Source organism: Vibrio sinaloensis DSM 21326, assembly GCF_000189275.1.
GTDB classification, from domain to species: domain Bacteria; phylum Pseudomonadota; class Gammaproteobacteria; order Enterobacterales; family Vibrionaceae; genus Vibrio; species Vibrio sinaloensis.
Genome location: NZ_AEVT01000067.1, coordinates 121623 through 143267, shown reverse-complemented (window position 1 = coordinate 143267; position 21645 = coordinate 121623). Strand labels below are relative to the sequence as shown.

The 21645-nt window shown below is 46.9% G+C and carries 20 protein-coding genes; 5 read left to right on the top strand and 15 right to left on the bottom strand.

Annotated elements, in window-relative coordinates; genetic code table 11:
* Positions 1 to 257: 257 nt before the first annotated feature.
* Positions 258 to 2711 (top strand): acyl-CoA dehydrogenase FadE, encoded by a 2454-nt coding sequence (gene fadE, locus RH45_RS12155; RefSeq protein ID WP_008077555.1) that lies wholly within the window; start codon positions 258 to 260, stop codon positions 2709 to 2711.
* Between the two features lie 55 nt (positions 2712 to 2766).
* Here the strand turns inward: fadE and RH45_RS12150 are convergent, their stop codons facing one another.
* Both RH45_RS12150 and dnaQ read right to left on the bottom strand, forming a co-directional pair.
* Complete coding sequence (locus tag RH45_RS12150; RefSeq protein WP_008077546.1) at positions 2767 to 4017, bottom strand: TIGR03503 family protein; 1251 nt, start codon at positions 4015 to 4017, stop codon at positions 2767 to 2769.
* A gap of 8 nt (positions 4018 to 4025) precedes the next feature.
* Positions 4026 to 4769, bottom strand: coding sequence for a DNA polymerase III subunit epsilon (dnaQ, locus tag RH45_RS12145; RefSeq protein WP_008077545.1), 744 nt, complete (start codon positions 4767 to 4769; stop codon positions 4026 to 4028).
* Between the two features lie 56 nt (positions 4770 to 4825).
* Here dnaQ and rnhA point away from each other — a divergent pair, with 56 nt between their 5' ends.
* A complete protein-coding gene (gene rnhA, locus RH45_RS12140; RefSeq protein ID WP_008077544.1) occupies positions 4826 to 5290 on the top strand; it encodes a ribonuclease HI in 465 nt (154 codons plus the stop codon).
* Here rnhA and RH45_RS12135 read toward each other — a convergent pair.
* Positions 5283 to 6026 carry a class I SAM-dependent methyltransferase gene (locus RH45_RS12135; RefSeq protein ID WP_008077543.1) on the bottom strand — a complete coding sequence of 248 codons (744 nt, stop codon included), beginning with the start codon at positions 6024 to 6026 and terminating at the stop codon, positions 5283 to 5285. The two genes, rnhA and RH45_RS12135, sit on opposite strands and share 8 nt — an antisense overlap.
* 31 nt (positions 6027 to 6057) lie before the next feature.
* Here RH45_RS12135 and gloB point away from each other — a divergent pair, with 31 nt between their 5' ends.
* The 3 genes from gloB to RH45_RS12120 all read left to right on the top strand — a co-directional run bounded on the left by gloB (position 6058) and on the right by RH45_RS12120 (position 9159).
* The gene (gloB, locus tag RH45_RS12130; RefSeq protein ID WP_008077542.1) at positions 6058 to 6816 is read left to right on the top strand and encodes a hydroxyacylglutathione hydrolase; all 759 of its coding nucleotides are present in this window, start codon (positions 6058 to 6060) and stop codon (positions 6814 to 6816) included.
* A gap of 70 nt (positions 6817 to 6886) precedes the next feature.
* Positions 6887 to 8476 carry a lytic transglycosylase gene (locus tag RH45_RS12125; RefSeq protein WP_008077541.1) on the top strand — a complete coding sequence of 530 codons (1590 nt, stop codon included), beginning with the start codon at positions 6887 to 6889 and terminating at the stop codon, positions 8474 to 8476.
* Entirely contained in the window at positions 8473 to 9159 is a 687-nt protein-coding gene (locus tag RH45_RS12120) for a YIP1 family protein (RefSeq protein WP_008077540.1), read from the top strand. The genes RH45_RS12125 and RH45_RS12120 overlap by 4 nt, the downstream gene beginning before the upstream one ends.
* On the opposite strand, the gene RH45_RS12115 is transcribed toward RH45_RS12120, so the two are convergent.
* The 12 genes from RH45_RS12115 to RH45_RS12060 form a co-directional block, all read right to left on the bottom strand.
* Positions 9127 to 9996 carry an endonuclease/exonuclease/phosphatase family protein gene (locus tag RH45_RS12115; protein ID WP_008077539.1) on the bottom strand — a complete coding sequence of 290 codons (870 nt, stop codon included), beginning with the start codon at positions 9994 to 9996 and terminating at the stop codon, positions 9127 to 9129. The two genes, RH45_RS12120 and RH45_RS12115, sit on opposite strands and share 33 nt — an antisense overlap.
* Positions 9997 to 10072: 76 nt before the next feature.
* Positions 10073 to 10411, bottom strand: a complete 339-nt coding sequence (gene glnB / locus RH45_RS12110; protein WP_008077534.1) for a nitrogen regulatory protein P-II — start codon at positions 10409 to 10411, stop codon at positions 10073 to 10075.
* 105 nt (positions 10412 to 10516) lie between these two features.
* Positions 10517 to 10831, bottom strand: a complete 315-nt coding sequence (locus RH45_RS12105) for a c-type cytochrome (RefSeq protein WP_008077532.1) — start codon at positions 10829 to 10831, stop codon at positions 10517 to 10519.
* 67 nt (positions 10832 to 10898) lie between these two features.
* Positions 10899 to 12203, bottom strand: a complete 1305-nt coding sequence (gene tilS / locus RH45_RS12100; RefSeq protein ID WP_008077530.1) for a tRNA lysidine(34) synthetase TilS — start codon at positions 12201 to 12203, stop codon at positions 10899 to 10901.
* A 99-nt stretch (positions 12204 to 12302) separates the two neighbouring features.
* The gene (accA, locus tag RH45_RS12095; RefSeq protein WP_008077528.1) at positions 12303 to 13262 is read right to left on the bottom strand and encodes an acetyl-CoA carboxylase carboxyl transferase subunit alpha; all 960 of its coding nucleotides are present in this window, start codon (positions 13260 to 13262) and stop codon (positions 12303 to 12305) included.
* A 35-nt stretch (positions 13263 to 13297) separates the two neighbouring features.
* The gene (gene dnaE, locus RH45_RS12090) at positions 13298 to 16777 is read right to left on the bottom strand and encodes a DNA polymerase III subunit alpha (RefSeq protein ID WP_008077526.1); all 3480 of its coding nucleotides are present in this window, start codon (positions 16775 to 16777) and stop codon (positions 13298 to 13300) included.
* A gap of 138 nt (positions 16778 to 16915) precedes the next feature.
* Entirely contained in the window at positions 16916 to 17533 is a 618-nt protein-coding gene (gene rnhB, locus RH45_RS12085) for a ribonuclease HII (RefSeq protein ID WP_008077525.1), read from the bottom strand.
* Positions 17534 to 17541: 8 nt separating this feature from the next.
* Entirely contained in the window at positions 17542 to 18681 is a 1140-nt protein-coding gene (gene lpxB / locus RH45_RS12080; protein WP_008077524.1) for a lipid-A-disaccharide synthase, read from the bottom strand.
* A 74-nt stretch (positions 18682 to 18755) separates the two neighbouring features.
* A complete protein-coding gene (gene lpxA, locus RH45_RS12075; protein WP_008077523.1) occupies positions 18756 to 19544 on the bottom strand; it encodes an acyl-ACP--UDP-N-acetylglucosamine O-acyltransferase in 789 nt (262 codons plus the stop codon).
* A gap of 1 nt (position 19545) precedes the next feature.
* On the bottom strand, positions 19546 to 19998 hold the full coding sequence (fabZ, locus tag RH45_RS12070; protein ID WP_008077522.1) for a 3-hydroxyacyl-ACP dehydratase FabZ: 453 nt from the start codon (positions 19996 to 19998) through the stop codon (positions 19546 to 19548).
* Between the two features lie 97 nt (positions 19999 to 20095).
* Positions 20096 to 21127, bottom strand: coding sequence for a UDP-3-O-(3-hydroxymyristoyl)glucosamine N-acyltransferase (gene lpxD, locus RH45_RS12065; RefSeq protein ID WP_008077521.1), 1032 nt, complete (start codon positions 21125 to 21127; stop codon positions 20096 to 20098).
* A 6-nt stretch (positions 21128 to 21133) separates the two neighbouring features.
* The gene (locus tag RH45_RS12060) at positions 21134 to 21643 is read right to left on the bottom strand and encodes an OmpH family outer membrane protein (RefSeq protein WP_008077520.1); all 510 of its coding nucleotides are present in this window, start codon (positions 21641 to 21643) and stop codon (positions 21134 to 21136) included.
* Between the last annotated feature and the right edge of the window lie 2 nt (positions 21644 to 21645).

The window sequence follows — 21645 nt, the reverse complement described above, 5'->3', positions numbered from 1 at the left end:
CAACCTTATTTGATGAGTTTACTCAAACAATTCTCACTGTCGATAGCTGTTGGTTAACAAATCGAGCTTTCTTTTCACTCTCTGCTCATAAAAACAGCACCACTCGTCATTTTTAGAATTTTCACTCTACTTAGATCACTTTTTGCACACTTGCAGGTTTTACAATTTATTAATATTTTGATTACACTTGACTGGTAGGACCTCTTACTAGATACCGACGTATAACAGCTATAAAGCGTCGCATAAGGATAACAAATATGGACATCTTGCTCTCTATACTCGGCTTTACTGCAGTGTTAGCCACTTGCTTGTACCGCCGTAGCTCTTTAGTTACTTCTGTTGCAGCCCTAACTGCAACAATGGTCGTGCTGTCTCTGTTCGGGACTGCGGGAACCATTGGCTGGTTGCTGTATGTCGCCGCCGTCATCGTACTTTGTTTGCCGTCTGTTAGGCAGTCTCTGATCAGTAGAAAAGCGCTGAGTTTGTTTAAGAAAGTGCTTCCTGCAATGTCGCAGACAGAAAAAGAAGCGCTCGATGCGGGTACCGTTTGGTGGGAAGCTGAACTGTTCAAAGGTAAACCTGATTGGAACAAGCTGCATGACATCAAAGCACCAAGCTTAAGCGCTGAAGAACAGGCTTTCTTAGATGGTCCTGTCGAAGAAGTCTGTGCCATGGTCAATGATTACCAAGTCACCCATGAACTTGCTGACCTTCCACCGGAAGTGTGGCAGTACTTAAAGGACAACAAGTTCTTTGCCATGATCATCAAGAAGAAATATGGTGGCCTTGAGTTTTCAGCGTACGCTCAGTCATTGGTACTACAAAAATTAACTGGCGTTTCAGGGGTTCTATCCTCAACCGTTGGTGTACCTAACTCACTCGGTCCGGGTGAACTGCTACAGCATTACGGTACCACCGAGCAGAAAGATTACTACCTGCCACGTCTAGCAGAAGGGAAAGAAATACCGTGTTTTGCTTTAACAAGCCCTGAAGCGGGTTCAGATGCTGGCTCTATTCCAGACTACGGCGTTGTTTGTAAAGGCGAATGGCAAGGTGAAGAAGTACTGGGTATGCGCTTAACGTGGAATAAGCGTTACATCACTCTTGCGCCAGTCGCAACCGTATTAGGTCTCGCTTTCAAATTGCGTGACCCAGAAGGTTTATTAGGCGACAAGCAAGATCTTGGCATCACTTGTGCCTTGATCCCAACTGACCTAGATGGGGTTGAAATTGGCAACCGTCACTTCCCACTGAACGTTCCTTTCCAAAATGGTCCAACACGCGGTAACGATCTTTTTGTTCCGATTGACTTTATCATTGGCGGCCAAAAAATGGCGGGCCAAGGCTGGCGAATGCTGGTGGAATGTCTGTCTGTTGGCCGTGGTATCACCCTGCCCTCTAATTCAACCGGTGGCATTAAAACCGCCGCATTAGCAACAGGCGCTTACTCACGTATCCGTCGTCAGTTTAAGCAACCTATCGGTCATATGGAAGGTGTCGAAGAGCCACTTGCGCGTCTAGCGGGCAACGCCTACGTGATGGATGCGGCAAGTAACTTAACCGTGGCTGGTATCGACTTAGGAGAAAAGCCATCGGTCATCTCAGCTATTGTGAAATATCACTGTACCCATCGTGGCCAGCAGAGCATCATTGATGCAATGGACATTGTCGGTGGTAAAGGTATCTGTATGGGGCCGTCAAACTTCCTTGCCCGTGGCTACCAAGGGGCCCCCATCGCTGTGACCGTGGAAGGGGCGAATATCCTGACTCGCTCGATGATCATCTTCGGACAAGGTGCCATCCGTTGTCACCCTTATGTATTGGAAGAGATGAATGCCGCCTACTCGGACTCTTCTGATGCGTTAGATAAATTCGACGCCGCCCTTGCCGGCCATGTTAGCTTTACAATGAGTAATCTCGTGCGCAGCTTATGGCTTGGCCTGACTGACGGTCGTTTCTCACAAGCTCCAGTGAAAGATGCAACTGCTCGCTATTACCAGCAGCTTAATCGTTACAGTGCGAACATAGCGTTCCTTTCCGATATCTCTATGGCTGTGCTTGGCGGTTCACTCAAGCGTAAGGAGCGCTTATCTGCACGTTTAGGCGATATTCTTAGTCAGCTTTATCTCAGTTCGGCAACACTGAAGCGTTACGAAAGTGATGGTCGCATTGCTGACGACTTACCACTCGTCCACTGGGGCCTTCAAGACAGCTTGAAGCAAACAGAACATGCGATTGATGAATTCCTAGCTAACTTCCCGAATAAGTGGCTTGGTAAAGTGCTACGTGTTCTGATTTTGCCATTCGGTCGTGTACGCAAAGCGCCAAGTGACAAATTAGACAGCCAAGTGGCCCGCATACTGCAAACCCCATCAGAGACCCGTTCGCGTATTGGCCGTAATCAGTACTTCACAGCAAGCGAGTTCAACCCAGCGGGTAAAATCGAACAAGCGCTCAACGTGATACTCGAAGCAGAGCCGGTGTTTGATAAAGTCTGTAAAGCAATCGGCGAACGTCGTCCGTTCTTGCGCTTAGACTTAATCGCTGAAATCGGCCTAGAGAAAGGTTTAATCGACAATAACGAAGCGTCATTACTGCGAGATGCTGAAGCGCAGCGCTTGTACGTAATTAATGTCGATGATTTTGAACCACAGGAGTTGGCGGCAAAGCCACAAAACGCAACTTTGCCAAGCATGGATGAAGTTGCTTAATCGCCAGAAAAACAAAAGGGCCGCAAATGCGGCCCTTTTTAATGCGCTAAGGTCACTATTTCTTCGGCATTTCTAATTGCATCTCAGGTACTGCCTGTTTACGTGCTCTCAGCTTACCAATCACAAACCAAGCCACCAGCGCCAGGATAATAACCACCACGTTACCAACGGCTATCATGATCATGCCGTTAGTTTTCTTCTCTTCTCGCATCTCAAGTAAGCGCATTTCTTCCATGATTTTTTGCTGTTTTAGGCGCTCTTCTTCTTGCAAGCGTCTTGTTTCTGCAATGTCTAACTCTTCAACCAAGCTGTAGGTGTGCTCGTTTAGCGGGAACACCAGACCTCGTCCTGAGCCCATCTCCGTTGCGTAAACTTGCCCCGTCCAAGAGTAGTTACCCAATGCATCGCTATAAGGGATCGTCAGCTCAAGTTTGGTGCTCTCTTTGTCTGCTGCACCTTGAACATCCGTTTGGCGCTCATCAGGGTCAAAGTGTTCAACGAACGCGGCCAGCGATCCCGGTTCGATCATTCCTTGCTCTCCTGACATCACCACTTTGTGCTCTTCTTGCTCGCTGCGCGATTGAATAAACGTGACTTCAATTGGCGATGGGTAAACCAGAACTTCTTGCTCCTGTGCGCGCAGAAAAATGCCGTTACCTGAGGTGATTCGCACGCGATACTTACCCGGCGCACTACTGATTGGAAGCGACACGGTAAACACACCGTCTCCGGACACTTCATCAAGCCCCATACCGTCATCGGCAAATTCGCCGATCACCTCTGCCAGAGGTCGAGCTTCTTTGATCAAAGCTTCCTCATTTTCGACATATTTCGTGAAGGTGACCTTTAACTTCACGCGATCAAGAAAATCTCTTAAAACTAGAGGCTTACTATCTGAGGTTAAACGCGCGGTAAACTTGATCGATTCACCTTGGTAAAGGCGATTAGGCAAAGCATCTGTTGAAAGCTCCAAATGAGAGATGAGCTTGATCTTGTTTTTCGGCGTGACTTTACCAACGGCTTGCCAAGGACCAGGCATAGGTTCATCAATAGAGATGATGTCCATGGACGACTCTTGATACCAGCGGACGTTGTCCGGGCTGCGCCAGGCGTAATACTTCTTACCGTCTGGGCGAACCAACACCACCGGCTGGGAGTTTTCAGCTCGATAGATAACAAAGGTTATCTGCTGGATAGAAGGATCAACTCGAAAACGATTATCGAGTAGCGTCATTGATGACTCTTGCGCTGCGATACTCACAGAGCTCAGCAATACGCTGAGTACCACTAACCAAATCCTTAACATCCTCTCTCCTACTGACGCCAGAGGCAGCTTCCGCTCTTCTCGACGATATCTAATCTACTTTGATGCGCTTCTAATTCATCGGCACTTGCACGGATAACCTTTAGCGCTTTTCGTCCACTTGCGACACGTTTTATTGATTCGCCTCCCACAGCATCGCTGTCTGAGGCCCCCGGATTGAATTGCAATGATGTTTGGCCACCCGTCATTAACAGGTAAACATCTGCTAGGATCTCCGCATCGAGCAAAGCGCCGTGAAGGGTACGGTGAGAGTTATCGATCCCATAACGTTCACACAATATGTCGAGGTTATTTCGCTTACCAGGGAAGATCTTCTTCGCCATGGCCAGCGTATCGGTTACCTTGCAGTAATCTTCTGTTTTACCAATTTGAGCGTTGAGCATCTCAAACTCGTAATCCATGAAGCCAGTATCGAAGGGCGCGTTGTGTGCAACTAGTTCTGCCCCCTTGATAAATTCAAGAAACTCTTGATGCACATCTTGGTACTCGGGTTTATCGACCAGGAACTCGTCGGTAATACCGTGGACAAGAACAGCTTCGGGCTGAATTTGACGATCAGGCTTGATGTAGACGTGAAAATGACGGCCGGTCAGCTTACGGTTGATGATCTCTACTGCACCGATTTCGATGATGCGGTGCCCTAAGTAATGCGGTCCGCCTTCTTGGTTCATACCCGTGGTTTCGGTATCGAGTACGATGATGCGATGTTGAGTGGAATTGTTGCTAGTATTCATAACAAATTGTGTGTCAGACTATGCCAATAATGTGCTTAACCCAATAGTATCAAATCATGACGAAACAGGTGGAAATTTTCACAGACGGTTCTTGTTTAGGTAATCCTGGCCCTGGGGGCTACGGCATTGTCCTTCGTTATAAGCAAACCGAAAAAACACTAGCGAAAGGTTATACCCTCACCACCAATAACCGCATGGAAATGCTAGCAACCATCGTTGCGCTGCAAGCACTCAAAGAACCGTGTGATGTCATCTTAACGACCGACAGCCAATACGTTCGCCAAGGTATCACTCAGTGGATACACAACTGGAAAAAACGCGATTGGAAAACCGCTGACAAAAAACCAGTAAAAAATTCCGACCTATGGAAAGCGCTCGACAGTGAAACCGCGCGCCACAATGTAGATTGGCGCTGGGTAAAAGGTCACGCAGGGCATCGTGAAAACGAAATGTGTGACGAACTTGCTCGTGCGGCGGCAGAAAACCCAACCGAAGAAGATACCGGTTACGTCGCTAGTTAGCACTGCGACGTTTGTCTGAAAGCTTGTAATTGACGCCAATCGGCGTCAATTTTCGTTTCAGCTTCCAGTGTGGCTTTATTGGCTTTAACGGATAAGTGCGTTTTCTGGCGACGATAAAATAGAGACTTCCCATGGGAGACGCCCAATCACCGAGACTGTTCTCAAACCAAGTCCACATGGTGCGATACTTCTGCATCGGGAACAACGCATAGCTGTCACACTCGACAACCTGATAATTGAGTACACTCAACCAATCTTTGATTCGATTAGGCGTAAACATGCGTCCACTCCAAGGTAAATTATTCTTACGCCAAGGCAGTAAACGAGCGATGCCAGTTAAACTGACCGGATTAAACCCCGTAATAATAATATACCCGTCATCAATCATGACACGGTCTACTTCACGCAGCATTCGGTGAGGGTCATTGCAGTAATCTAATTGATGCGCCATGACCACAACATCAAAACTTTTCTCCAAAAAGGGCAAATCGTAACCATCTGCAATAACATTATGCAACGGGTTCTGGATATCGAGATTGACTTGATGTTGAATATTGCAGGCAAAGCTGGTTAACTCGCAACTGAGGCCGCCTAGCTTAAGCATATGGTAACCAAACAGTTTCGGGCACCACTCATCCAATCGGGTTTGAATTGATTCACTCACCCATTGGCCATTTTTAAGCTGAGACCATGAATGAGGCTTTTCAAGCTTTTTGCTGCTACGCGCTGGTTTCATAGATAACCTGCTTCACTCTGGAGACACAACCATGTTAGATATCAAAAGCATACCTGCATTTAATGATAATTACATCTGGCTGATAAAAAATAGCGATCAGCGTTGTGCCGTGGTGGATCCAGGCGACGCTGCTCCGGTGTTGGAGTATTTACAACAACACGATCTAAGCCTAGAAGCGATCCTAATCACCCACCATCACAATGATCACATTGGTGGTATCGCAGAGCTAGTAAGACAATTTCCCGAAGTGGACGTCGTTGGTCCCGCTAATGAACCCGTCCCTACCCTTACTCATCCTGTAGAAGGCGGTGATCAAATCGAGTTGTTTGGTGAGATTTTCTTTGTCTTAGGGTTAGAAGGGCACACTCTGGGTCACATCGGTTACGTTGGGGATGGCAAACTATTTTGTGGTGACGTGCTTTTCGCTGCGGGCTGTGGTCGAGTATTTGAAGGCACCATGGAGCAAATGCACACTTCGCTAAGTAAATTAGCCGCCTTACCCGAAGAGACGGAAATCTACTGCGCCCACGAATATACCGCAAGTAATGTGGCTTTCGCGCTTGCCGTTGAACCCGATAACGAACAACTACAACAATTTCGTGATGAAGTGATCCGCCTCCGTGCGCAAAACCAACCCACTTTGCCGACAACCTTAAGACGCGAAAAGTGGATCAACCCTTTCTTGCGAACAGACCAGCAAACCGTTATTCGCTCAGTTGCAACCCGCACTCAACAAACCGACTCACTCGCCATTTTTACCGCGTTACGTGAGTGGAAGAACGAATTTTGACGATTTGATGCTTGTCACTATCCTCCTGAGACAAGTATCATCAGCAGCCAAGTTATAAAAGGGCTGTGCAATGCGATTAAAACACAGCTGGGTTTTAGCACTTTTACTTACAGGATGTCAGCTAACCCAGCCTAGCGATTCTGGAGAAAATCCTTCTCCAGAGACCGAGAATTCCCCCGCGGTGACCAAGACCGAAGCTCCGGCGACCATGAAGATTGAGCCAATCGCTCAACCATCTAAACCTACGGCAAAACCAAAGCCTGTAGCAACCCCGCAATCTCAAGAAGATGTGTGGCAACGAATTGCTATGCAACTCAAGATGCCGGTACCGGATCACAAGAAGGTGGATTACTATCGAACATGGTACCTAAAGCACCCAAATCATCTCAAAACAGTCTCTGAACGTGCCGAACCTTTTCTTTACCTGATCACGGAAAAGATTGAAGAACGCGGTTTGCCGCTTGAACTTGCACTCCTTCCAGTGGTTGAAAGCTCGTTCGATGCATTTGCCTACTCACATGGCAGCGCTGCGGGTTTATGGCAATTTGTTCCTGCGACAGGCAAGTTCTATGGGTTAGACCAAAATTTCTGGTATGACGGTCGCCGTGATGTCATTGCATCCACTGATGCGGCACTGGAGTATCTCATCGCTCTCAACAAACGTTTCGATGGGGAGTGGACTCACGCAATCGCCGCCTACAACAGTGGTGGCGGCCGCGTTTCGAGTGCCATTCGTAAAAACAAAAAATTGGGCAAGCAGACAGACTTTTTCTCACTCGACTTACCAAAAGAGACCAGCAGCTACGTTCCAAAACTCCTTGCACTGGCCGATATCGTTGCCAATCAAAAAAAGTACGGCATCAATATTCCAAGTATTGCGAACAAACCCGCCGTCACTCTGGTTGAACCTGGTGAGCAGTTAGATCTGGCAATCGCAGCGAAATACGCAGGGATCTCGGTTAAGGAACTGCAAGGGTTAAACCCAGCCTACAATCACGGAGCGACCGCACCGACTGGTCCACACTCACTACTGATTCCTTTACAAGCCAAAGACAGCTTCCAATACCAAGTGGCGAAAAACCGCGGTAAGGGGATGAAGCTGGATCGCTACAAAGTGAAGTCTGGGGACTCATTGAGTGTATTAGCCAAACGCTACAACACCACAACAAAAGTCATCCAACGAGCGAACGGGTTGAGTAACAGCAACATTCGCGTTGGCCAATACTTGATGATCCCAACGGCAGCAAAAGATGCGAATGTCTATGCGTTAAGCGCCTCAAAACGCCTAGAGAAAACTCAGAGCCAACCTCGTGGCCAAATAAAGCTGACGCATACTGTCCGCTCTGGAGATAGCCTATGGAGCATTGCAAAAGCCAACCAGGTCTCTCATAAGTCGTTAGCCAAATGGAATGGCATGGGAGCAAAAGATACGCTACGTGTTGGACAGAAGTTAGTCATCTGGAAAAACAGCTCTGAAGGAGCCGTCATTCGTACAGTGTTCTACAATGTGCGTTCTGGAGACACCATCAGCGGCATCGCAAGTAAGTTCAAAGTGAAGTCTCGTGATATCGTCAAATGGAATGACCTAAGCAAACAGAAATACCTCAAGCCGGGTCAAAAACTTAAACTGTACGTAGATGTAACTAAGGTAAGTGTATGACGCCTTCAAGTAACCCTTTAATCATGCTAGTGGACATCTTCCGTTCCCCTAGCGCATGTTTTCTAGCCCTTTACCAACGCGGAGCTTGGGGTTGGCAGCCTTATATTTTCTTGGTGCTTTCACCCTTTCTATTCTGGGGTGCGTATTTTGACCTAGTCAACTTCGAATGGTTAAAAGAAGCGTTAACGCTTCAACTAGCTCAAACAAACCCACAGCAACTGGAATTACTCGAAGCCAATACTTTGATGGCTAGCGAAATCATCAGTGATGTGGTCGGGCGTACACTCACAATTTTGATGCTTGCGTTCTGGTTTAATCTGGCCACCAAACCGAGCCAGCACCAGCACGGTTTTTGGAAGTGGTTTGCAGCCAGTGCAGTGGTTACCTTCCCCGCATTAATTGGTGATCTCGCGAGCTACGTCAGTGTGTTGCTCAAGCATGGCCAGGTTATGGTCTACGCAGCGGATCTAAACAGCCTAAATGGTTTGATGAAGCTACCACTGACGAATGAATGGTCTCAGTTTGCTAGCTCGTTCCCGCTACTTCTGCCATGGTATATCGCTCTAGGTTACGCCGCGGTTGGTACGTGGACAGAGTTCGAACGTGGACAAGCACTGGCTATTTCAGCGCTACCATGGTTTGCTTACTATCTAATTTGGGCGCTCTATATCCTTATTTTTTAAGCGAAAGCGCATCTCTATAGGATTATGATCAGAGGCGTCAGTAACTGGCGCCTTTGCCGTTTCTACCACCAAGTCGCGATAAAAAACATGGTCGAGAGCCAAGCCAGTCATGAATTGAGTTCGATTGTCTGGTTGATATTGCGCTTCTTTTAGCCCCAGCTTATTCAACGCCTGCTGCATCACTTTCATTCTGGCGTCACTCCAACTGTTAAAATCGCCAGCAACGATAATTGGTCCTTGATGCTTGAGAAGTTGATCCACCAGCACATCCAATTGACGTCGATATTCTGTTGTGCCGTAAGTAAAGTTCACCGCATGAATATTAACCACAGCAAGCGCTTGCCCATTTGAAAGCGGGTAAGTCGCATAGAGAGCCGATTTAGGTAAGCGAAGCCAAGGCTCCAACTCAGTATAAGCACATGCCAGACTTGGCGTCGGCTGGCTTAAATTTAACACCCCAGCAGTAGTGTCAAACGCTTTAAAGGCATCAACTTGGCTACCAAACCATTGCTTGCTTTGAATCCACTGTCTTAGCTCAGCCGTCATGCTGGCTTCCTGCAGCAGAACCAATTGCTTGCCTTCACTGAGGCGTTCAAGCTCCGACTGCCAGTTTGCCCTATTTTGCTTGTAGATATTCCAAACCAGTACGCTCACCTGCTGGTTGTCATCAACCACACTAGCGGATGCGTTACGGTAGCATTGCAATGAAAGCTCTAGCTGCCCCTCTGAGATTGACGACAACTGAGGCTGATTAGGCAGAGTAAACACCGTTTGATAGCTGGCTACGCCAAGCAAAACCAGCAGTACAGGGAAGAGCAACAACCATCTCTTTTTCATCACAACCTTCTTTAAAGCAAAAAAGAGCCAAATGGCTCTTCTCTATATAGTAGTTTAACGGGCGGCGCGACAACGCTTAAATTGCGTCTTCATCCTCTTCGCCAGTTCGGATTCGAACAATACGCTCAACATCAGTGATAAAGATTTTACCATCACCAATCTTACCTGTTTGTGCAGTCTCAACGATAGTATCCACACACTGATCGGCCACATCATCGGTGACGACGATTTCAAGTTTCACTTTCGGCAAGAAATCCACCATGTACTCAGCACCACGATACAATTCTGTGTGGCCTTTTTGACGTCCAAAGCCTTTTACTTCAGAAACTGTCATACCGGTAATACCAACTTCCGCCAATGCTTCACGAACATCATCAAGTTTGAATGGCTTGATGATGGCTTCAATTTTTTTCATGTTCATCCCTTAAACTTCAGTAATTTAATCCATTATCCCACGTTCAACGGGCAATAAAAAGCCCGAGCTATCTGAGCTCAGGCTAATATACTACTTAAATTTAGCTTATTTCAAACTTGCGTAGTATGCCGCTAGGTTTGCAACATCGGCATCACTAAGCATAGATGCTTGCGCCTGCATGACTGCGGCCAAACCCCCAGTACGCTCTTTGTTTTTGTATGCGTTGATTGAGCTAACGATGTATTGCTCATTCTGCCCTTTCAGATTTGGATACCCAGGGATCACGGCAATGCCATCAGCACCGTGACATGCCGCGCATACTGCCGCTTTTGCTTGTCCAGCGGCAACATCACCTGCAGCCAGTGCCTGCCCTGCAAATAGGCCCATACCTATCGCCATTCCAATTACGATTTTTTTCATTGCTCTTCCTTATAAGTCCACTTTTGAAGTGTGTTTTTTATGCATACGATTTTTACATAAAGCTGGATTACTTGTCCCAGACAAGTTCACAGTCTTGACCTATAAAGTCATGATCAATAAATAAGTTTGCAATCGCGGCTACCTTATCACCACACATAAGAATGGGCATTCTTCTCCGCTGCCAGCTCGGTACCTGATATTCTTGAAACAGCTTTTTCAGTTTTCGGCTATGGCCGCGCTCAGCCGGCCTTGCACTTAAACCTTGTGGTTCGAATATCACCGAGAGTGGTGCCGTTTGCAAAGCTTGGTAGCTCAAGTGACCTTGAGTCGACTTGCGCAGTAATAGAGTTCCTAAATTATCGGGAAGTATCATTGAAGATTCTAGAGCGGCTTGGTGGCTCCAAGCTGACACATCGGCCAAACTCTCCACGAGATAAAGCCGATGATTAAAGCGACGCACCTGACCTTGAGCGAGGTTCAATATCGGATTGGCATCTTGCTGAGCCATCGCTACCTGGGACCAAATCTTATCTAAATGGTCGCGACTCGGCATCAATACCCGGTGCTGACTCAACCACATTCGGATCAATCGCCCGCGCATTAGTTCACTCAACGAGGTCAGTCCGGCAATAGATAAACCATCATCCGCCGCCGTCAACTCGGACAACTTTTCACTCAGCAGCTCATCTAACAAGGCTTCTTGCTCAAAGCATAATTGCGCACTCCTTTGCACGGCGGCCTTGAAATGAGGCCAGCGTTGGTTCAAAGCAGGGGCAACTTGATGACGGATGTAGTTACGGTCAAAGCGGGTGTCTTGATTGCTTTCATCTTCCGCCCATTGAAGCTGATGTTCAACCGCAAACGCTTCAATGGTGCTACGGTTCACCTCTAGTAATGGCCTTAGCATATAGCCATTGGCAAACGATCGGCATTGCGCCATAGCCGACAACCCTTTAGGCCCACTGCCACGCTTAACCGCGAGGAGAAAAGTTTCTAATTGGTCGTCTGCATGTTGCCCTGTCAGCAAAACGTCACCGTGTTCCAAGTGCTGTGCTAACGCCTGATAACGCGCTTCACGTGCACAAGCTTCAATACTTTTACCCTGAGGTTGGAGGATGACCTTCTCTACCACGAATGGCACCCCACGCTCATGAGCCCATTGGGCACACTGCTCTGCCCAGCGATCAGCATTACCACTCAACCCATGGTGAACGTGCACCGCAAGACACTCGCATTGATATTGTTGACCAAATCGCGCAGCCAATGTGAGTAAGACTTGCGAATCAACACCACCGCTAAAGCCAATGACTAAACGACTATGTGGGTTAAGGTGCGCTTGAATTACAGATGCGAAGTGTTGATATAAGTCCATGCTCGATAAGTGATGTGCTATGCCTAGCGCTAGTTTATCACTGCACAATAAAAAAGGCCGAACATAAGTTCGACCTTTCATCATTCAAAGCACTGAGAATTAACAGTAACCGTAGCTCATTAGGCGTTGGTAACGACGCTCTAGCAAAGTGTCTGTATCGAACTGCTCTAGCTCTTCAAGCTGCTTAAGCAGATTCGCTTTCATATTTTCTGCCATTTGAACATGATCACGATGCGCACCACCTAGTGGCTCTTCAATGATCTCGTCAATTAGCTCAAGCTCTTTTAGGCGAGGAGCAGTTAGACCCATCGCGTCTGCAGCTTGCGGTGCCTTGTCTGAATCGCGCCATAAGATTGAAGCACAACCTTCAGGAGAGATTACAGAGTAGGTTGAGTATTGAAGCATGTTAACGTAGTCGCCAACACCGATGGCGAGTGCACCACCTGAACCGCCTTCACCAACAACGTTACAAATCACTGGCACTTTTAGGCCTGCCATCACTTTGAGGTTTTTCGCGATCGCTTCAGATTGGCCGCGCTCTTCTGCACCAACACCTGGGTATGCACCAGCAGTGTCGATGAAGGTAATGATTGGCATGTTAAAACGCTCTGCCATTTCCATTAGACGTAGCGCTTTACGGTAACCTTCTGGCTTAGGCATACCAAAGTTACGCTTTACTTTTTCTTTAGTTTCACGACCTTTTTGGTGGCCGATAATCATAACAGGGCGACCATTTAGACGCGCCATACCACCTACAATCGCTTTATCATCAGCAAATGCACGGTCACCAGCCAGCTCTTCAAACTCAGTAAAAGCATGCTGGATGTAATCTAGCGTGTAAGGACGTTGTGGGTGGCGTGCAAGTTGTGCGGTTTCCCAAGCACCAAGATCGCTAAAGGTCTTTTTCTTAAGCTCTAAGCTTTTCTTTTCTAGCTGTTCGATTTCTTTTTCTAGATCCACACCAGACTCACCGCCATGGCGAGACACATCACGTAGTGCTTCAATCTTTGCTTCAAGTTCTGCGATCGGCTTTTCAAATTCTAAAAAGTTCAGGCTCATCTATAGATCCTTTCTGATTCGGCTTAATGCCAAATTTAGTTAAATTCGAGTTCTACCTGGCTATTGCCAAGTAGTTGTTTTAAATCATCTAATAATGCATCGCTTGGCGTAACTCGCCATTCTGTACCTAACGTTAAACGCGCACGGGCATCGCAGCGTTGGTAGTATACATGGACAGGAACTGTTCCTGCCCGATGAGGCTCTAGTATTTGACTAAAGCGCTCAAAAAACTGGCCGTCTATTTGCGATTCATCTATCGAGACGGATAAACCACGCGCGTATTTTTCGCGTGCAGCGCCGAGATCCATAACCTCGCGCGCGGACATTTTAAGACCACCATTGAAATCATCAAAGCTGACCTGTCCAGAAACGACCAAAATTTTATCTTGCTCTAACAATTCAGCGTACTTATCTAACGCATCAGAGAATAACATGACTTCCATTCGACCGCTTCGATCGTCTAACGTCATCAAGCCAATACGAGTACCACGCTTAGTTGTCATCACCCTAGCGGCAATCACCAGACCAGCAACGGTAACACTCTGATCTCTGCGCGTTGGAGTCGCATCTTTTAATCGACAACTCGTATACTTACCGAGTTCCTTTAGATAGGCATTAATTGGGTGGCCGGTCAAATAAAGGCCGAGCGTTGTGCGCTCACCCTCAAGCCAAACCTTCTCTGGCCAAGGTGGTACTTTGGTGTACTTGTGCTCAACTTCCTCAGGCGCTTCCGTTAACACGCCGAACAGGTCGCTCTGACCAAAAGCTTCCGCTTGGTGATGCTGACTGGCAGCTTTCACGGCATCATTGAGCGAAGCCATCATTGCTGCACGATGTGGACCTAGACGATCAAGCGCACCAGCGTAGATCAATTTTTCAATCACTCGCTTGTTGACCTTTTTGAGATCGATTCGAGCACAAAAATCAAACAGGTCTTTAAAGTGACCATCTTTATTTCGCGCTTCCAAGATCGCATCAATCGGGCCTTCACCCACACCTTTAATAGCGCCGATGCCGTAAACAATCTCACCGTCTTCATTAACATTAAAGCGATATAAACCGGAATTGATGTCTGGTGGTAATACCTTGAGCTTCATGCGCAAACATTCATCGACCAGACCGACCACTTTTTCCGTGTTGTCCATATCGGCCGTCATTACCGCAGCCATAAACTCCGCAGGGTAATGGGTTTTCAGCCACAAGGTTTGATACGAAACCAGTGCGTATGCTGCTGAGTGCGATTTGTTAAAGCCGTAACCTGCGAACTTTTCTACCAAATCGAAGATTTTCATCGCCAGCTCGCCATCGACCCCGTTGGCAACAGCGCCTTCTTCGAACGTGGCACGCTGTTTCGCCATCTCTTCAGGTTTCTTCTTACCCATCGCACGACGAAGCATATCTGCGCCACCTAGGGTATAACCTGAAAGAACCTGAGCGATCTGCATGACTTGCTCTTGGTAGAGGATAATGCCGTAAGTCGGCTCTAGAATCTCTTTAAGTGAATCGTGTTGCCACTGTTCATCAGGGTAAGAAACCGCTTCACGGCCATGCTTACGGTCGATAAAGTTATCTACCATGCCAGACTGAAGTGGCCCCGGGCGGAACAGTGCCACCAATGCGATGATATCTTCAAAACAGTCCGGCTGAAGACGCTTGATCAGCTCCTTCATGCCTCGCGATTCAAGCTGGAATACGGCGGTCGTTTCCGAGTTTTGCAACAGACTGAAGGACGCTTGGTCATCAAGAGGTATCGACTCTATTGCAACCGGGTCTTTGCCTTCACGGGCTAATCGAGGGTTAATTAACCCCAACGCCCAGTCAATGATGGTCAGTGTTCTCAGACCTAAGAAGTCAAACTTAACCAGACCAGCGGTTTCAACGTCATTCTTGTCAAACTGAGTAACCGGGAAGTGACCTTCAGCATCGGCATAAATTGGCGCAAAGTCAGTAATCGTAGTCGGCGAGATTACAACACCACCAGCGTGTTTACCCGCGTTACGTGTACAGCCTTCAAGGATGCGGCACATGTCGATCAGTTCTTTGACTTCTTCGTCAGCCTCATACAACTCTGGCAAAGCGGGTTCAGCTTTGAACGCTTTTTCTAACGTCATTCCAGGATCAGGCGGCACCAATTTAGAAATTCGGTCAACAAATCCAAACGGGTGTCCTAACACACGGCCCACATCGCGGATTACCGCTTTTGCTGCCATGGTTCCGAAGGTGATGATCTGTGATACCGCATCACGACCATACATTTCCGCAACGTGGTCAATAACCTGATCTCGCTTATCCATACAAAAATCGACATCGAAATCGGGCATGGAAACACGTTCAGGGTTCAAAAAACGTTCGAAAAGCAAGTCATATTCAAGCGGGTCCAAATCGGTGATTTTCAGTGCGTATGCCACCAAAGAGCCCGCACCAGAACCACGTCCCGGCCCTACTGGAATATCGTTATCCTTAGACCACTGGATAAACTCCATTACGATCAAGAAGTAACCCGGAAACCCCATATTGTTGATAACTTCAAGCTCGATTTTAAGGCGGTCATCATATTCAGGGCGTCGCTGCGCTCGGACTTCTGGGTCAGGGAATAAGAATTCAAGGCGCTCCTCAAGCCCCTCTTCGGACTTCTTGACTAAGAATTCCGTTTCTTCCATCCCTTCTGTCGGGAAGGCCGGTAGGAAGTACTCACCTAAACGCACCGTGACGTTACAACGCTTAGCAATTTCAACGCTATTCTCAAGCGCTTCGGGGATGTCGGCAAAGAGCTCACACATCTCTTCTTCACTGCGCAAATATTGCTGAGGACTGTAATTTTTCGGTCTGCGGGGATCTTCAAGCGTATAACCATCGTGAATCGCGACGCGAATCTCGTGCGCATCAAAGGTTGAGTCATCTAAGATAACAACATCATTGGTCGCAACGACAGGCAACTCTACTTGCTCGGAAAACTCGAGCGCAAAATGCAGATAGCTCTCTTCATCCGCTCGACCAGTACGAGTCAGCTCAAGATAGAAACGATCTGGAAAGTGAGTTTGATAAAATTCGGCACATTCATGAGCTACCTTTTGGTTGCCCTTAAGTAAAGCTTTCCCTATCTCGCCACTTTTACCACCAGAGAGGATAATCAGCCCTTCAGCCAATTCGGTTAACCACTCTTTATCAATCACAGGTTGATGCTGAACATGACCTCGCAAATAGGCCTTAGAAATCAATAGCGTTAGGTTTTTGTAACCCACATTATCTGCAGCTAAAACTGTCAGCTTTGTCAGCTCATCGCCAAATTCGACCGACTGCATCGCGAAGTCTGCGCCTATGATCGGCTTAATACCACAACCATGCGCAGTACCATAAAACTTCACGAGTCCACATAGGTTAGTAAAGTCCGTCAGAGCCATTGCTGGCATCCCCAGTTCAGCGACTTTCTTTACCAAAGGAGGCACTTTAGAAAGGCCATCGACCATGGAGAAATCGCTGTGAATTCGGAGGTGAACAAACTTAGGATCTGACATGAATAGTTCCGCAAATAGTGCTTAATCGGAAAGATAATTGGGATATTTTACGTGATCGTAAATCGCGAATATACCCCATAATTAACAGGTTTCTAGGACGGTAAATCTTTTGAGCATTTTAAGCGCAAACAATACTGTCTAGTCTAGCCCTAAGGCCTTTTTTACTGGCTTAAAACTTTTGCGGTGTTGTTCAATCACACCATGTTTCTCTATCGCTTCAAAGTGCGCTTTGGTTGGATAACCTTTGTGCTTGGCGAAACCAAATTCAGGATGAAGCTTATCTAACTCTTCCATCTCTTGGTCGCGGACCACTTTGGCAATAATTGAAGCGGCACTGATTTCCGCAACACGTAAATCCCCTTTCACCACAGCTTGCGAGTCCATCGCTAATTCAGGGCAACGATTGCCATCAATCAAGGCTAAATCAGGTTTGACTGCCAGTCCGTCAATCGCACGTTGCATCGCGACCATAGTAGCTTGCAGAATGTTCAGTTGATCAATCTCAGTTGGTGAACAACGCCCCACAGACCAAGCAAGGGCCTTTTCTTTTATCTCAGGTAGCAGTGCCAAGCGTTTCTTTTCAGAGAGTTTTTTTGAATCATTTAACCCTTCGATCGGGTTATTAGGATCGAGAATTACCGCCGCCGTGACAACATCTCCCACCAAAGGACCACGCCCAACTTCATCAACGCCCGCAATACGCTGATATCCTTGTGGATACTCAAATGGAGGAAGCGGCTGTTTTTCTTTTGTCATAATCTCTATTACTTCGCAATTAAGTTTAATACTGCTGTTGCTGCTTGCTGATCGGCGCCTTTGCGAATCCAGTGATGCATCTCAGTAAACTTATCGATCATGGCTTGAGTATCACCTTCTAACAACTGAGTCACTTCAGTAAACAGATTTTCTGCGGTGCACTCTTCTTGGAGAAACTCTTTGACAAGTTCGCGCTCCGCCAAAATATTTGGCAAGGAAACATAAGGTGTTTTCAGTAACTTTCTCGCTAAGAAGGCAGTTATCGCATTGACACGATAGCCCACGACCATAGGACGCTTAAGTAACATACACTCAAGCGCAACGGTACCAGAGGCCAATAACACGGCATCAGATGCGGTAATCACATTACGAGCCGTATCATCCACCAACTTAAATTCAAGCTCTGGTGCTAGCTCTTGCCAAGCTTGTTCAAACTGCTCGCGACGTTTAGGGTTCACCACCGCAACAACAAACCCCAGTTCAGGATAACGTTGATGAAGCTTCTTACAGGTTTCGATAAATGGCTGAGATAACATTTTTAGCTCGCTACCTCGACTTCCTGGAAGCACAGCTAGCCATTTTCTATCTTGGTCTAAACCAAGCAGTTCACGCGCAGGTGCTTTATCGTTAACCAAAGGAATCGCATCAGCTAGTGTGTGACCGATAAACTCACAAGGGACATTAAACTTGTCATAAAATGCCTTCTCGAACGGCAAGAATGCCAGTACCAAGTTGGTTGCGGCTTCGATCTTAAAGATACGTTTTTGTCGCCATGCCCAAACGGATGGACTGACATAGTGGACGGTTGTAATGCCTGCTTGTTTGAGATCCAGCTCTAGACGAAGGTTAAAGTCTGGTGCATCTATACCAACGAAAACATCCGGCGGGTTAGAGGTAAAATGCTCCACCAGCTGCGCTTTTACTTTAAGTAATCGCGGTAGGCGCCCTAGCACCTCAACCAGCCCCATAACCGCAAGCTCTTCCATATCGAATAGAGACTCACAGCCTTGAGCGATCATTTTTGGCCCGCCGATACCAACAAATTCAGCATCTGGGTACTGCTGCTTAATCGCTTTGATAAAGCCTTCGCCAAGCGTATCGCCCGACAGCTCTCCAGCAACAATTCCTACTCTAAGTGGTCTATCCATAATCGGTCACTATATAAACACAAAAAGACCGCAACCTAAGGCTGCGATCTTTTTTCTTTAATCACACGAGACGGTTAGCGAATAACACCGCGCTCTGACGTTTCAACAAATTCAATGAAGTGTTTAATTGATGGCCAATCTTCTGCCATCTCTTGCAACACTTCTTTTGCTTCAGCTTGAGTTTTACCAGCGCGATAAAACTCTTTATAAGCGTTTCTTAGAGCGCGCAGCTCTGCTTTCTCAAACCCATTACGCTGCAAACCAACTAGGTTGAGGCCAAATGGCGTCGCGTGGTTACCTTGTGCCAGCACGTATGGTGGTACATCTTTCACCACAGCAGAACAACCACCGATGTAGCTGTATGCGCCTACCTTGCAGAATGGGTGAATGGCAGACAACGCCATGACACCTGCATAATCTTCAACCGTCACATGTCCGCCAAGAATAGCATTGTTTCCAACGTGAGTATGGTTACCAACGATAACATCATGAGCGATGTGTGCATTAACACACAACAGGTTATCATTACCGATCACCGTTGATGCCTTGTCTTGTACTGTGCCACGGTGAATTTGCACCGCTTCACGAATCACATTACGGTCACCAATAACCACGGTGGTGTCTTCACCGCCATACTTCTTATCTTGGTTTTCTTCACCAATGACAGCATGCGGGAAAATTCGGTTGTCTTTACCAATTGTTGTGTGACCTTTGATCACCACATGAGACATCACTTCGGTACCTTCACCAATCTCTATTTTGCCAGAGATATAAGTAAAAGGGCCAACCGTCACGTTTGCAGCGAGTGTCACCTCACCTTCAATAACCGCTGAAGGATGAACTTGAGCCGTTTCATGAATCATATTAAAACTCTCGACGAGCACATTTCAGCTCGGCTGAACATACGATTTCGCCGTCAACTTTCGCCACACCATTGAATGCAGCGATACCACGACGCTCTTTAACAAATTCTACTTCAATAACCAGTTGGTCACCTGGCACCACAGGCTTACGGAACTTCGCTTTATCAACACTAGCAAAGTAGTACAGTTCGTTTTCTGCTGGCGCACCAAAAGATTTGAATGCCAACAAGCCAGTCGCTTGAGCCATTGCTTCTAGAATAAGTACACCTGGAAATACAGGCAGTTGTGGGAAATGACCTGTAAACTGAGGTTCATTCACTGAAACGTTCTTAATCGCCGTTAAGTACTTCTCTTCTTGGTAATCTGTTACACGATCAATCAGCAAGAATGGGTAGCGATGTGGTAACAGTTCCTGAATTTCAGTGATGTTCATCATTTTCGTTTCAGTAGTCAAAGTCATATTCCTATATTGAATGCTAAATATGTTTTCTGGCTGGCATTATAGACGAAAAAGACCCGCAATTCGCGAGCCTTTTTGATCAGAACTGGAATCAAGATTCCTCGTTCTGCTCTAATAGCTTCTCAACCGCTTTAAGACGCTTGTTCATATCGTCGATACGATGCACACGCGCCGCAGTTTTGCGCCACTCTTTGTTTGGCTGCAATGGGATACCAGAAGAGTACATACCCTTCTCTTTAATGCTGCGCATTACCATGCCCATGCCAGTGATGGTGACACCATCGACAATCTCAATGTGACCATTGATGACGGCCGCACCACCGATGATGCAGTATTTACCAATCGTAGTACTGCCAGCCACAATGCTACCACCCGCCATCGCTGTACCATATCCGATCTGTACATTGTGAGCGATTTGAATCTGGTTATCTAGAATCACATTATCTTCAATAATGGTATCTTCCAGTGCACCGCGATCTATCGTGGTACAAGCACCAATTTCAACACGATTACCGATCACAACAGAGCCAAGTTGAGGGATCTTAACCCACTCACCCTTGTCATTTGCGTAGCCAAAACCATCGGAGCCAATCACTGTATTGGCTTGGACTAAGCAGTCATCGCCCAGTTTTACGTTGTGGTAAATACTGACATTTGACCATAACTTAGTGTTGGCTCCAATTTTGGCGTTTTTGCCAATGAAACAGCCTGCACCGATAACAGCATTATCTCCTAGTTCAGCGCCTGATTCGATCACGGCGTTAGCACCAATTGACACATTTTCACCCAGTTGGGCATCCTCGGCGATCACTGCAGAAGCTGCAATCTCGCTTGCCGGCGCTGGAGTGGTATCCAAAGCTTGAGTCACTTTGGCAAAAGCAATGTATGGATCTGCAACCACGAGAACATTGCTAGTGCACGCTGCGCGCTCAGATTCTTTTACCATCACCACCGTCGCCTTACAGTCAGCGAGATGCTTAGCATATTTTGGATTAGACAAGAAAGTGACATCACCTTCTTGTGCTTTATCCATTGGTGCTACCATAGTGACGACTGCATTTGCGTCACCGTGGAGCTCCCCCCCAGTAATAGTTGCCAATTCGGCTAAAGAGATTGCTGTCATAATCGATTATTTTAGTTGTTTGATTACTTTTTCTGAGATGTTGAATTCCGGCTTGCCGTACTGCATTGTTTGAATATCAACAATGATGTCATAGCCTTCTTTCTCAGCAACTTTCTTCACTGCATCTTGAATAACTTTAAATAGCTTTTGCTTCTCTTGCGCTTCACGACGTGCAGACGCTTGCTCTAGAGCTTGTGCTTTGATCTTGTACTTGCTGTCTAGCTGGCCAATCTCAATGCGCAGTTTCTCAATCTGATCTTGACCAAGAAGTTCGCCATCACGCTTTAGCTTCTCAATTTTCGTCTTTGCTTGCGCTTGAATCGACTTCAGCTCATCCGCCTTGTCTTTGAACTCTTTTTGCATCTTCTGAGCAACCACTTCACGTTGAGGTAGAGCTTGGAAAACTTGCGCTGTATTTACATAGCCGATCTTTTGCGCAGCTTCTGCTGCATTCGCAAAAAGAGAAGACGTCATAACTAGAAGGCCAATACCAGCCGCTTTAATTGTTTTATTCACTT

Coding starts and splice junctions, on each gene's coding strand:
- fadE (WP_008077555.1), top strand. CDS start 258: ATGGACATCTTGCTCTCTATACTCGGCTTTACTGCAGTGTTAGCCACT.
- RH45_RS12150 (WP_008077546.1), bottom strand. CDS start 4,017: ATGTTAAGGATTTGGTTAGTGGTACTCAGCGTATTGCTGAGCTCTGTG.
- dnaQ (WP_008077545.1), bottom strand. CDS start 4,769: ATGAATACTAGCAACAATTCCACTCAACATCGCATCATCGTACTCGAT.
- rnhA (WP_008077544.1), top strand. CDS start 4,826: ATGACGAAACAGGTGGAAATTTTCACAGACGGTTCTTGTTTAGGTAAT.
- RH45_RS12135 (WP_008077543.1), bottom strand. CDS start 6,026: ATGAAACCAGCGCGTAGCAGCAAAAAGCTTGAAAAGCCTCATTCATGG.
- gloB (WP_008077542.1), top strand. CDS start 6,058: ATGTTAGATATCAAAAGCATACCTGCATTTAATGATAATTACATCTGG.
- RH45_RS12125 (WP_008077541.1), top strand. CDS start 6,887: ATGCGATTAAAACACAGCTGGGTTTTAGCACTTTTACTTACAGGATGT.
- RH45_RS12120 (WP_008077540.1), top strand. CDS start 8,473: ATGACGCCTTCAAGTAACCCTTTAATCATGCTAGTGGACATCTTCCGT.
- RH45_RS12115 (WP_008077539.1), bottom strand. CDS start 9,996: ATGAAAAAGAGATGGTTGTTGCTCTTCCCTGTACTGCTGGTTTTGCTT.
- glnB (WP_008077534.1), bottom strand. CDS start 10,411: ATGAAAAAAATTGAAGCCATCATCAAGCCATTCAAACTTGATGATGTT.
- RH45_RS12105 (WP_008077532.1), bottom strand. CDS start 10,831: ATGAAAAAAATCGTAATTGGAATGGCGATAGGTATGGGCCTATTTGCA.
- tilS (WP_008077530.1), bottom strand. CDS start 12,203: ATGGACTTATATCAACACTTCGCATCTGTAATTCAAGCGCACCTTAAC.
- accA (WP_008077528.1), bottom strand. CDS start 13,262: ATGAGCCTGAACTTTTTAGAATTTGAAAAGCCGATCGCAGAACTTGAA.
- dnaE (WP_008077526.1), bottom strand. CDS start 16,777: ATGTCAGATCCTAAGTTTGTTCACCTCCGAATTCACAGCGATTTCTCC.
- rnhB (WP_008077525.1), bottom strand. CDS start 17,533: ATGACAAAAGAAAAACAGCCGCTTCCTCCATTTGAGTATCCACAAGGA.
- lpxB (WP_008077524.1), bottom strand. CDS start 18,681: ATGGATAGACCACTTAGAGTAGGAATTGTTGCTGGAGAGCTGTCGGGC.
- lpxA (WP_008077523.1), bottom strand. CDS start 19,544: ATGATTCATGAAACGGCTCAAGTTCATCCTTCAGCGGTTATTGAAGGT.
- lpxD (WP_008077521.1), bottom strand. CDS start 21,127: ATGACAGCAATCTCTTTAGCCGAATTGGCAACTATTACTGGGGGGGAG.